Raw genomic sequence first — 10956 nt, 5'->3', positions numbered from 1 at the left:
GGCTGGGGCTGGGGCGGCGTAGCCGACGCCGGGCCCAAAGCCTCTCGTGGACTCCGGCGGATTGCGATTAGCTTAGGGCATACCCACCGTTTGAGCAGTGAAAGCGGGGACGCGTGATGGGCAGCCCATGGAACGCTGATGGCGGCTACGACGAAGGGCCCGACAGCGGGGTCCCGGCCGACAACATGGTCCCCTCCGACCCGGCGGTCCCCTCCGACCCGGTTTCCCGGATCCGGGAAACGGTGGTTGCCCGGCAGGAGGAGCGGTTCGGCGGCATCAAAATCGGTTCGGCCTTCTTCGGCTGCCTGACTGCCGCCGCAATGACTTTCCTGCTGGCCGCTTTGGCTGTGGCGGCGGGGAGGGCCGGGCTTCTGGCCGGCCCGGCCCTGGTCTCGGGATCCGCCGACGCGTCCTCTCCGTTCAGCGGGATCACCGGCACGGTCCTGCTTTTCCTGGTCCCCTTCCTCGCCTTTGTTTCAGGCGGCTATGTCGCAGGACGGATGGCCCGTTTCAACGATGTCGGCCAGGGACTCATGGTGTGGCTGTGGGCCGTTATCGCGGCCGCGGGAATCGCCCTGCTTGCCCTCGTCAGTAGCGGGCAGTTCAATGCCCTGAACGTGGCCAGTGATTTCCTACGAGTACCCGTCCTTGAGGGCCAGCTGGGTACAACCAGCATTATCGCGGTCATCGCCGTTGCCGCCGTAGCGCTGATGGGAGCCGTTCTGGGCGGCCTGGCGGGAGTCCACTACCACCGAAAAGTGGACCGGGTTGGGTTCGCTCGTGCGGAGGAGCACTACCAGCCCTAGGTTCAGGTGTGCGCTAGACGGCAGCCGCCACGCGTTCACCGTTGAAGTATTCGAGCTGCCAGCCGTCAACGGCATGGTGGTGCGCGAGGTTCAGCACGGCGTTGTCGACGCTTTGCAGGGTGCGGCCGATGGCGCGGCTGAGGCTCACGCGGATGAGGGTGCCGTGGGCGACCACCAGGACGCGGCGGCCGCGGAACTCCTCGGCGAGGGTTTCCAGCGCGGCCAACCCGCGGGAGGCCGCCTCGTCCTCGCTTTCTGCGCCGCGGAAACCGCCGGGGATGCGCAGTGCGTCAAGCTCGGGCCCGGCCTGCAGGCCCTCGGCGGGACCGAAGCTGCGCTCGGTGAGCTCCGGAATGTGCCGTGCAACGCTGAGGCCGAGCCCGTCGGCAATCAAGTTGGCCGTCTCCGCGGCACGGCCGAGCGGCGAGGACACAATCGCGTCCCACTCCTGGCCAGACAGGACGGCGACGGCGTCGCGCGCCTGGCTGCGGCCGACGTCGTTCAGCGGAATATCAGTGGATCCCTGCAGCCGGCGCTGCGCATTCCAGTCGGTCTGGCCATGGCGGACAAGGGCGAACGTCGTAAGGGTCATGCCTTCCATTCTGCCTTGGTAGCGGGTTATGGCCTGAAATTGTGGCTACATGAAGCCGACGTCTGCCGGGTTAAGGAGAGTGCCCGCCCGGGGGTTCCCCGGGGCGGGCACTCCTTTCACACAGAGAATCAGTTCGCGTCTCCGCCGACCGCCGCGACGACCTCTTCGCCGCGGGCCGCACCGGCGAGCCGGAGCCAGGTGTCCACCACGGTGTCGGGGTTCAGGGAAACGGAATCGATGCCTTCCCCGACCAGCCACTCTGCGAAGTCCGCGTGGTCGCTGGGCCCCTGGCCGCAGATGCCGACGTACTTCCCGCGAGCTTTGCACGCCTTGATGGCCATGCTGAGGAGCTTCTTGATGGCAGGGTCGCGTTCATCGAAGCCACCCGAGACGATCGCCGAATCCCGGTCCAGGCCCAGGCCCAGCTGGGTCATGTCATTGGAGCCGATGGAGAACCCGTCGAAGTGGTCCAGGAACTCGTCCGCAAGCAGCGCGTTGGACGGAATCTCGCACATCATGATCACCTCGAGGCCATTCTCTCCGCGGACCAGGCCGTTCTCCGCCAGCAGCTCGATGACGCCGCGGGCCTCGTCCAGGGTCCGCACGAACGGGATCATCAGCTTGACGTTGGTCAGCCCCATCTCGTTGCGGACGAAGGACAGGGCCTCGCACTCAAGGTCGAAGCAGTCCCGGAAGGACGGCTCCAGGTACCGCGAGGCCCCGCGGAAGCCGAGCATCGGGTTCTCCTCGTGCGGCTCGTAGGCCGGTCCGCCGATCAGGTTCGCGTACTCGTTGGACTTGAAGTCGGACATGCGCACAATCACGGGCTCAGGGGCGAAGGCCGCCGCGATGGTGGACACGCCCTCGGCCAGGCGCTTGATGTAGTAGTCGCGGGGGCTGCCGTATGCGGCGATCCGTTCCCGGATCTCCGCGGCGACGTCCGCCGGCTGCTCGTCCAGGTTCAGCAGTGCCTTGGGGTGGATGCCGATCTGGCGGTTGATGATGAATTCGAGCCGGGCCAGGCCCACGCCGTGGTTGGGCAGCTGCGCGAAGGTGAACGCCTGCTCCGGGGTTCCGACATTCATCATGACCTTGACCGGGGCCTCGGGCAGCTGGGTGATCTCGGTTTCCTCGACGCTGAAGTCCAGGAGCCCTTCGTAGATCACGCCGGTCTCGCCGTCGGCGCAGGAAACGGTCACCTCAAGGCCGTCGGAGAGGGCGTCCGTGGCGCCCCCGGTACCGACGACGGCGGGAATCCCCAGTTCCCGGGCAATGATGGCCGCGTGGCAGGTGCGTCCGCCGCGGTTCGTCACGATGGCGGAGGCACGCTTCATGATCGGTTCCCAGTCCGGGTCGGTCATGTCGGCGACGAGGACATCTCCGGTCTTGAAGGCGGCCATCTGGTCGATCGAGCTGAGAATGCGGACGGTGCCGGCGCCGATGCGCTGGCCGATGGCGCGGCCTTCGACGAGCACCCGGCCGGTCCCGTTGAGGCGGAAACGGCTCAGGCTGCCGGAGGCGCGGCGGGACTGCACGGTCTCCGGGCGCGCCTGCAGGATGTACAGTCCGCCGTCGATCCCGTCCTTGCCCCATTCGATGTCCATGGGGCGGCCGTAGTGGTTCTCGATGGCGACGGCGTGACGGGCGAGCTGCTCGACGTCGTCGTCCGTGAGGCTGAAGCGGTTCCGCAACGAGGCCTCAACCGGAACAAAATCGATGGTGTGGCCCACTTCGCGGTTGCTCGTGTAGGTCATCTGGAGCGCCTTCTCACCCAGTCCGCGCTTGAGGATCGCCGGGCGGCCGGCCTGCAGGGCGGGCTTGTAGACGTAGAACTCATCCGGGTTGACGGCGCCCTGGACCACGGCCTCGCCGAGGCCGTAAGAGGACGTGACGAACACGGCGTCGTTGAATCCTGATTCGGTGTCCATGGTGAACATGACGCCGGAGGCCCCGACGTCGGAGCGCACCATCCGCTGGATGCCGGCCGAAAGCGCCACCTCGGCGTGCTCGAACTTGTGGTGCACGCGGTAGGCGATGGCCCGGTCGTTGTAGAGGGACGCGAACACATCCTTGATGGCGAGCAGGATGTTCTCGATGCCGCGGACGTTCAGGAAGGTTTCCTGCTGCCCGGCGAAGGAAGCGTCCGGAAGGTCTTCGGCCGTTGCACTGGACCGGACAGCCCAGGAGAGGTCCTCGGATCCCCCGTGCTTGTCCACCAACTGCTGGTAGGACTCCCTGATCTGCGCTTCGAAGTCCGGCAGGAACGGCGTCTCGCGCATGAGGGTACGGATTTCCTGACCGGCCGAGGCGAGGGCTGTCACGTCGTCGGTGTCCAGGCCGATGAGCCGGTCGGCGATCTTCTCGTCCAGGCCGGAGTCTGCAAGGAAGGTGCGGTACGCGTCCGCAGTCGTGGCGAAACCGTCCGGGACCTGGACGCCGGCCGAGGTCAGGTTCTGCACCATCTCACCGAGGGACGCGTTCTTTCCGCCCACCCGGTCCAGGTCCTTGAGTCCGAGTTCTGAGAACCACAGGATGTCTGTCGTCATAGTTGCTGCTCCTTTGCAGATGATGGCATGCAGATGTGCCGCCCCGCTCGCGGCGATAGCCGTTTGGTGGGCGCGAATCCTGTCCACAGTGACAGGTCTCGGGCGCTCTTTCCACATGATGTGCGCCACACTCGGATTGTGAAAAATTTCCCTAATGCTTGAGGTTCATGCGCTGCAGGATTGTCGCAGCCATTTCCTCCACGGACACCGTTGCTGAATTCAGGTACGGAATCCGGTGGGAGACGTACAGCTGCTCGGCGCTGCGGAGCTCGAATCCGCACTGCCGAAGCGACGCGTAGGGTGAACCGCGGCGCCGTTCGGTGCGGATCTGGCTCAGGCGCAGGGGGTTGGAGGAGAGGCCGAAACATTTCTCAACGAAAGGCCGCAGCGGTTTGGGGAGCCCTTCGCGTTCGAAGTCCTCGTCCACCAGCGGGAAGTTCGCGGCGAAAATTCCGTGTTGCAACGCCAGGTACATGGTGGTGGGAGTTTTTCCGCAGCGGGACGGCGCCACCAGGATGACCTGGGCCTTTTCCAGCGCACGCAGGCTCTGTCCGTCGTCGTGTTCCATGGCGTACTCGACGGCGGCCATCCTGGATTGGTACCGCTCCGCGTTGCCCAGGCCATGCGCCCTGCCGGGCTCACCGCTGGCCGGCGAGCCGAGGGCCTGCTCCAGCTGTCCGACGTGCGTCCCGATGAGATCCACGATGATCCCCTTGCACGTGGCCAGGGTCTGGCGGATGTCGCTGCTGACTGCTGTGGAGAAGACGATCGGCCGCAGACCGCTGGCGGCCAGTTTGTCGATAGTGCCGACGACGGTCCTGGCCTGTTCGACGGTGGTGATGAAGGGGACCGTGATGCGGTCAAAGTGATTCGCGGGAAACTGTGTCAACAAGGTGTTGCCGAGCGTTTCCGCGGTGATGCCGGTGCTGTCCGAAAGAAAATAGACAGGCCGCAGATCGTCATTGGTCATGAACGTATTCTGCCCCAGGGCCGGGCTCCGTCCGGAATCGACGGGACGGGCGGTCTGGTCCGGTACGAGAAGCTGCAGCCTTTCGAGGCTGCCAGGCGTCACACTGCTCCGGGCACTGATCACGAAGCCACGCCCTCGAACCTACCCGGCAGCCCTGGCTTCAACCGCGTATGCATTAGCCTGCTCGCGCACCTGACGCACGTAGGAATCGGACTGGTTGTAGGAAAGCACGGCGTCGGTCCATCCCCGCGCGGTGGTGAGGTCGCGGCCGCCCCCGCACAGGTACGAGGCGGCGCTGAGCGCGGCGTCGTCGATGTTCAGCGGGTCGGCGTATCCGTCGCCATTCCCGTCCCGCCCTGCCAGCTCCCACGTGGAGGGGATGAACTGCATGGGTCCGACGGCGCGGTCCCAGAGGGCGTCGCCGTCGAGGACGCCGTCGTCCGTGTCCGGGATGGCGGCGAAACTGCCGCCGTCGAGACTGGGCCCGATGATTTGTCCGCTCACCTGCCCGGTGCCCGACAAACTTCCGCCGCCGTGGCTGCCGTGCGCCGACTCAACGAAGCCGACGGCCGCCACGGTATTCCACCCGATCCGGCATGCCGGTGCGGCCGTGTTGGCGAGCTCCGCTGCCATTGCATAGGCCTGGAGCGCCCGGGCTGGTATGCCGGTGTCCGCCGCGGTCCGGTCAAGCCATTTCGCGTCCATCGTGCTGTCAGTGATGTCCACTGCACGGGCGCCGGACAGTGTCGCAAGCTTCGCGCCTGATTGGGGCGGAGCCGCCAGGTCCCCAAACCCTGCCGCACCGGGTGCGCGGAGCACCCAGAAAAGGAGTCCGGTGATGACACAGATCGCGAATAGGCAGAAGACCGCAAGGCGTTTCAGGCGAAGCATGGACTAGCCGGGCAGGCCAATGCCTCGACAAACACCACATGCCCGCATCGAGTCAGCCTTCACACTCAATACAGTACGCGTGGCCGTCCTTTTCTCGGGCGATCTGTGAACGGTGCCGCACCAGGAAGCAGGAGTAGCAGGTGAACTCGTCCCGTGCCTGCGGCACCACCTGAACCACCAGCTCCTCGGCCACAAACTCGCCACCGGGAACAATGGAATCGTCCAGTGCATCTGCTTCGTCCAGGTCGCGGACAACGCTGCGGGCATCAGGGGCGTTCGCCGACTGCAGCGCTTCCAGGGAGCTGTCCTGCGATTCCTTGACGTCGGAACGTACTTCGTCGTAATCAGTTGCCACTTGGGGGTTCTCGTTTCAGGTGTATTTGTTGGCCGGAAGAAACTTACACCATCTCCCCGTAAAGTCACCCGGTCTCCGACCCTCCACCGGGCTGAAGGCAGTTCCGGTGAACCGGATTGTGGCCAGAGCGGGGCGGATTTCGCGGTACGGTCCTATGCTTTTCCTACAGGGTTTTGCAGGAAGCCGCAACGTCTTAATTTGAGCGTGCAACATGGCCGAAGCTACGAACAGCGGACCGGAACCACCGGTTGCCTTCCCTTCCGCGGTCCTGGAGATTCCCGACGTACAAGCCTTCCTCGGCGATGCAGCGGAAGAACTCGTCGAAGCGGGCGGGGGCGCTGCCCGGGGTTTCCTTTGGGCCATCACGCGTGTGGGGCCTGGCGAAGTCCGGAATTGGACCGCGGGCTCGCTCAAGGGGCGGCAGGTCGACGGACTTCAAAGCTCGTTCGCGGACGGTCCTGCCCGGGCCGCGGTGGCGAGCGGCGAATTCGTCCACATCCCCGACGCCGCTGCAGACCGCCGGTGGCCCGGGTATTCCGCCGCCATTGCCGGTCAGGGCATCGGATCGGTGCTGTCCGTGCCCATGATCGATGAGCGGGAGATCAACGCCGCCCTGACGCTGTACGCACCGGCCCCGCACGCCTTCACCAGCGACGACGTCATCCGGGCCCTTGCATGCGCGCGGCGGTTGTCCAAGGTGTGCCATTTGCTGTTGGAGCTGGCGCGGAAGGCACGGACCGCCAACACGCTGCCGCTTTCTCCCCTGGCCGAACTGGCCGTGGAATCCTTGATCCGCGAATACGGCCTCACTGAGGAGTCAGCCATACAGTACCTGCAGGCAGTGGCACGTGATCTTGCGTTCATGTCCCCAACGGCTCCCGACGCCGGCACCACTAGCGCCGCCTGACAAGCAGGCCGGGGCTCGGGTGCCCCTTACCGCTCGATGCAGACGGTGAGATCCAGGTGGATGTCATTGGCGGCCGCGAGGCGGTCCTGGAGATAGCGGGCCAGGCTCGCGTCGGTGGCGGTGTGAACGCTGTTGGGCACGGCGCCCCGCAAAAGCGCCTGCGTGTTGGTGGACTTGACCATGTCCAGCGGCGCCCAGCCGCGGTGGCTGGAGGTGAGGCGCTCGATGTCCGTGCGGAACGAGCGCTGGTGGTCCTCACGGACGGTGGCGCGAACAGTGAACGGGATAAAGGTAGTAGGCAAGGAGGTCCTCTCAAGGGGCAACCGGTGGTCGGCGCCCGGTTATTACAAGGCTCCCAAGGGTCCCTGTTATTCCCCTGCCGCCGCCAAGGAGTCCGAGGTCACGCCCGGAAGTTCCTCCCGGATTAGGCCTAAAGCCCCTCGTGGGTCCTGCCGCCCTGCGGGTAGGTTGATTGCAGCCACGGGCCGTCCAGGCACAGCGGAGTGACTGCGGCCGTGGCAGGCGGTCCCGCCGATGTTCATGGGTGCCATCGGCGACCGTCGCCTTCCGGATGATGAGTTGCCCCGCCACAGGGGCGGGGTAACTCGTCCGGGGGCTTGTAAGCAACCATTTGTAGAGTTCGACGCCGGCGGGCCACCTTTGTCAGGTGACCCGCCGGCGTCGTACTTCCCAGGAAACGGCGCTACCGCAAGATCACGGTGCGGTTGCCCAGCAGCATTATCCTGCCCTCGCAGTGCCAGCGCACGGCGTTGCGGAGGGCGGCGCATTCGGCGTCCCGGCCAACGGCCACCAGGTCGTCGGCGGTGTAGGTGTGGTCCACGTCGATGACCTGCTGCGAAATGATCGGGCCCTCATCGAGTTCCGCGTTGACGTAATGGGCCGTCGCGCCCACGGTCTTAACCCCGCGGTCGTAAGCCTGGTGGTACGGCTTCGCACCCTTGAAGCTGGGCAGGAACGAGTGGTGGATATTGATCGTCCGGCCGGCCAGCTTGGCCGAGAGTTCATCGCTGAGGACCTGCATGTAGCGGGCGAGCACCACGAGCTCCACATCGAACTCGTCGACCAGTTCCAGAAGCCGTGCCTCTGCTTCCGGCTTGGTGTCCTTCGTGACCGGGAGGTGGAAGAACGGGATGCCGTGCCACCGGACCAGGTCCTCCTGCTCGCGGTGGTTGGAGACCACCGCGACGATCTCCACCGGAATATCCCCCGTGCGGGCACGGAACAGCAGGTCATTGAGGCAGTGGCCCATTTTGGACACCATCACCAGGACACGGCGCTTGCGGCCATGCGGCTCCAGCTGCCAGTTCATCTGCCACTTCTCCGCCAGGGACGTGAAATCCTGGCGAAGTTCCTCGGTGCTGGAGGAATCCTGCCCCGAATCGAAGTGCACGCGCATAAAGAAGTGCCCTTGCCCGCGGTCCCCGTACTGCTTGTTGTCGATGATGTCGCAGCCGTGGTCCAGGAGGAATCCCGAAATCGCGTGGACAATGCCCGGCGACTCGGCACAGTCCAGGGTCAGCACATGCTCGCTCATTTCCTGACGTCCCCGAGTTCCCGCTCAACGGCTGCTCCGGGCTCCATGTCCTGGCTGAGTTCAGCCTGGAACGTCGCATAACGGGCCAGGTGCGCGGGCCGGCGGCGCAGCACCAACCAGGCGGCACCGAGCAGGATGAACCACACCGGCGTCACCAGGAGCGCCAGCAGGGTGTCCGGCTGCGTGGTCAGTGCCCACAGGACGAACGCGAAGAAGGCGAAGACCACCCAGACCATGGGGATGCCTCCGGGCATCCGGTACTTGGATGCCTCATGCAGCTGCGGACGGCGCCGGCGGAATGCCAGGTAGCTGGCCAGGATGATGGACCACACAAAAACGAAGCAGACGGCGGAGACGGTGGTCACCATGTCGAATGCCTTGCCGATGTCCGAGCCCGCATACATCAGGATGACGCCGGAGAGCAGCAGGACGCAGGAGAGGAACAGCGCATTCTGCGGGACCTTGCGGCGGGACAGGCGGCTGAATACAGACGGCGCGTCACCTTCCTGGGCCAGGCCGTAGACCATGCGCGAGGTGGAGTAGATGCCGGAGTTGGCCGAGGACATCGCCGAGCTGAGCACCACCAGGTTCACCACGGTGGCCGCGGCACCGAGGCCGGCCAGGGAAAACATGGCGATGAACGGGCTGTGGCCGGCCTGGAACTGCGTCCACGGGGTGACGGACATCAGGATGATGAGCGCGCCAACATAGAAGAGCAGTACGCGGATGGGAATGGAGTTGATGGCCTTGGGCAGGTTCTTCTCCGGGTCCTTGGCCTCGGCGGCTGTGGTGCCCACCAGTTCAATGCCGACAAAGGCGAAGACTGCGATCTGGAAGCCGGCCACAAAGCCCATGAACTCGTTCGGGAAGAAACCGCCGTGGCTCCACAGGTTCGTGAAGGTGGCCGGGCCGGCGTCGGACTGGAAGCCGGTGAAAATCATGAACAGGCCCACGATGATCAGCGCCGCGATGGCGATGATCTTGATCAGCGCGAACCAGAACTCCGTCTCGCCGAACGCCTTCACCGTGGTGAGGTTCAGGAGCAGGAGGATAGCCACGGTGGCCAGGCCCGGGATCCACAGCGGGAGCCCCGGCCAGAGTTCCTTCGAGTAGCCGGCTATGGCGATCACGTCCGCGATTCCGGTGATCACCCAGCAGAACCAGTAGGTCCAGCCCGTGAAGAAACCGGCCCACGGCCCCAGCAGGTCAGCCGCGAAGTCGCTAAAGGATTTGTAGTTCAGGTTGGACAGCAGGAGTTCGCCCATGGCCCGCATGACGAAGAACAGCATGAAGCCGATGATCATGTAGACGAAGATGACGGACGGGCCGGCCGCCGAAATGGTTTTACCGGAGCCCATGAAGAGGCCGGTTCCGATGGCGCCGCCAATGGCAATCAGCTGGATGTGCCGGTTGCTGAGCTGCCTTTCAAGATGCGGCTCCTGGTGGGACGTCAGGGTCTTAGTTGTCACGTGCTGCTCCTCGAATCAATGCTGGCTGGAGTGCCGTTGGGGAAGACGCGGGGCCCACTTCGTCGGGGACCGCATCGAGGTTGTTAAAGCTGTAGAGGTGGATGCCGGCGATGTTCCCGGGCAGGCTTCCCAGCCCGTCCACCAGGTTCTGCGGCGAGTAACGGTCACCGCTGAGGAGCTTGCGCGCCAGCGGACCTTTGCGGCTGAGGAACTTCAGGGAACTTCCGACGCCGATCTGCGTCGCCAGGGAGACAAGCTTGGTCCGCGGAACGTTGCCGGCCACGCCGGCCCAGACGGGCAGCTGCACTCCTTCGCGGCGCAGGAGCGCCACGTAGTCGAGGATTTTCGGTGCGTCGAAGCACATCTGCGTGACCACGTGCGACGCCACATGCTGCTTGGCCAGCAGGGCGTCCAGCAGGTTCACGGGCCCAATCGAGGGGTGGCCCTCCGGGTAGCCGGCAACTCCTGCCCGCATCATGCCGCCCGTGTATTGCGCTATGTCTTCCAGCAGCGGGAGGGCTGACCCGTACGGGCCGGCCGGCTGCTTCCGGTCGCCGCCGATGACGAACACTTCGCCGATGCCGGCGACATTGCAGTCGCGGAGGATTCCGGTGAGCTGGGACCGGTCATGCAGGCTCCGCGCCGCGAGATGCGGAACCACGGAGTAACCGAGCACGCTCAGCTGCACAGCGGTGCGCATGGTCCGTTCGATGCCGTGGTGCGGCAGGCACGTCACGGTAAGCGTTGTGGTCAAAGGCACGTGGGCGCTGACCCGATCAACGATTCCCTCTGACGGGATGATCTCGATCCTGGTAGGGAACATCATCGGTCCTCTCTCAATGTCACGTCTGAATGTCACGGTGGT

At 65.1% G+C, this 10956-nt stretch carries 11 protein-coding genes; 2 read left to right on the top strand and 9 right to left on the bottom strand.

Going from position 1 to position 10956, the window contains the following annotated elements; all coding sequences use genetic code 11:
* Nucleotides 1-116: 116 nt before the first annotated feature.
* Nucleotides 117-806: a hypothetical protein gene (locus AC07YR_RS17265; RefSeq protein WP_494734673.1), complete on the top strand. Its 690-nt coding sequence runs from the start codon at nucleotides 117-119 to the stop codon at nucleotides 804-806.
* 13 nt (nucleotides 807-819) lie between these two features.
* On the opposite strand, the gene AC07YR_RS17260 is transcribed toward AC07YR_RS17265, so the two are convergent.
* The 5 genes from AC07YR_RS17260 to AC07YR_RS17240 all read right to left on the bottom strand — a co-directional run bounded on the left by AC07YR_RS17260 (nucleotide 820) and on the right by AC07YR_RS17240 (nucleotide 6160).
* The gene (locus AC07YR_RS17260; protein WP_055802466.1) at nucleotides 820-1398 is read right to left on the bottom strand and encodes a histidine phosphatase family protein; all 579 of its coding nucleotides are present in this window, start codon (nucleotides 1396-1398) and stop codon (nucleotides 820-822) included.
* Nucleotides 1399-1526: 128 nt separating this feature from the next.
* On the bottom strand, nucleotides 1527-3944 hold the full coding sequence (gene ppsA, locus AC07YR_RS17255) for a phosphoenolpyruvate synthase (protein WP_436056246.1): 2418 nt from the start codon (nucleotides 3942-3944) through the stop codon (nucleotides 1527-1529).
* 151 nt (nucleotides 3945-4095) lie between these two features.
* A complete protein-coding gene (locus AC07YR_RS17250) occupies nucleotides 4096-4914 on the bottom strand; it encodes a pyruvate, water dikinase regulatory protein (protein ID WP_028270233.1) in 819 nt (272 codons plus the stop codon).
* 141 nt (nucleotides 4915-5055) lie between these two features.
* Nucleotides 5056-5805: a lytic transglycosylase domain-containing protein gene (locus AC07YR_RS17245; protein ID WP_494734670.1), complete on the bottom strand. Its 750-nt coding sequence runs from the start codon at nucleotides 5803-5805 to the stop codon at nucleotides 5056-5058.
* Between the two features lie 52 nt (nucleotides 5806-5857).
* Complete coding sequence (locus AC07YR_RS17240; protein WP_028270230.1) at nucleotides 5858-6160, bottom strand: DUF4193 domain-containing protein; 303 nt, start codon at nucleotides 6158-6160, stop codon at nucleotides 5858-5860.
* Nucleotides 6161-6371: 211 nt separating this feature from the next.
* On the opposite strand from AC07YR_RS17240, the gene AC07YR_RS17235 reads away from it, so the two are divergent.
* The gene (locus AC07YR_RS17235) at nucleotides 6372-7067 is read left to right on the top strand and encodes a GAF domain-containing protein (protein WP_494734669.1); all 696 of its coding nucleotides are present in this window, start codon (nucleotides 6372-6374) and stop codon (nucleotides 7065-7067) included.
* Between the two features lie 26 nt (nucleotides 7068-7093).
* Here the strand turns inward: AC07YR_RS17235 and AC07YR_RS17230 are convergent, their stop codons facing one another.
* The 4 genes from AC07YR_RS17230 to AC07YR_RS17215 all read right to left on the bottom strand — a co-directional run bounded on the left by AC07YR_RS17230 (nucleotide 7094) and on the right by AC07YR_RS17215 (nucleotide 10917).
* A complete protein-coding gene (locus AC07YR_RS17230; RefSeq protein ID WP_494734668.1) occupies nucleotides 7094-7369 on the bottom strand; it encodes a hypothetical protein in 276 nt (91 codons plus the stop codon).
* A 401-nt stretch (nucleotides 7370-7770) separates the two neighbouring features.
* Nucleotides 7771-8622 carry a formyltetrahydrofolate deformylase gene (gene purU / locus AC07YR_RS17225; RefSeq protein WP_055802148.1) on the bottom strand — a complete coding sequence of 284 codons (852 nt, stop codon included), beginning with the start codon at nucleotides 8620-8622 and terminating at the stop codon, nucleotides 7771-7773.
* A complete protein-coding gene (gene cycA / locus AC07YR_RS17220) occupies nucleotides 8619-10091 on the bottom strand; it encodes a D-serine/D-alanine/glycine transporter (protein WP_055802151.1) in 1473 nt (490 codons plus the stop codon). Before cycA ends, purU begins: the two co-directional genes overlap by 4 nt.
* Nucleotides 10081-10917, bottom strand: a complete 837-nt coding sequence (locus AC07YR_RS17215; protein WP_082506814.1) for a methylenetetrahydrofolate reductase — start codon at nucleotides 10915-10917, stop codon at nucleotides 10081-10083. The genes cycA and AC07YR_RS17215 overlap by 11 nt, the downstream gene beginning before the upstream one ends.
* Nucleotides 10918-10956 lie beyond the last annotated feature (39 nt).

The sequence above is a fragment of the Arthrobacter sp. GW460-12-1-14-TSB2 genome, from assembly GCF_059423525.1.
This window is presented reverse-complemented; position numbering and strand designations above follow the sequence as displayed.

What these genes read in the sequence shown, in the direction of transcription:
- AC07YR_RS17250 (WP_028270233.1), bottom strand. Translation starts at nt 4,914, where the DNA reads ATGACCAATGACGATCTGCGGCCTGTCTATTTTCTTTCGGACAGCACC.
- AC07YR_RS17215 (WP_082506814.1), bottom strand. Translation starts at nt 10,917, where the DNA reads ATGATGTTCCCTACCAGGATCGAGATCATCCCGTCAGAGGGAATCGTT.
- purU (WP_055802148.1), bottom strand. Translation starts at nt 8,622, where the DNA reads ATGAGCGAGCATGTGCTGACCCTGGACTGTGCCGAGTCGCCGGGCATT.
- AC07YR_RS17260 (WP_055802466.1), bottom strand. Translation starts at nt 1,398, where the DNA reads ATGACCCTTACGACGTTCGCCCTTGTCCGCCATGGCCAGACCGACTGG.
- AC07YR_RS17235 (WP_494734669.1), top strand. Translation starts at nt 6,372, where the DNA reads ATGGCCGAAGCTACGAACAGCGGACCGGAACCACCGGTTGCCTTCCCT.
- AC07YR_RS17265 (WP_494734673.1), top strand. Translation starts at nt 117, where the DNA reads ATGGGCAGCCCATGGAACGCTGATGGCGGCTACGACGAAGGGCCCGAC.
- AC07YR_RS17245 (WP_494734670.1), bottom strand. Translation starts at nt 5,805, where the DNA reads ATGCTTCGCCTGAAACGCCTTGCGGTCTTCTGCCTATTCGCGATCTGT.
- ppsA (WP_436056246.1), bottom strand. Translation starts at nt 3,944, where the DNA reads ATGACGACAGACATCCTGTGGTTCTCAGAACTCGGACTCAAGGACCTG.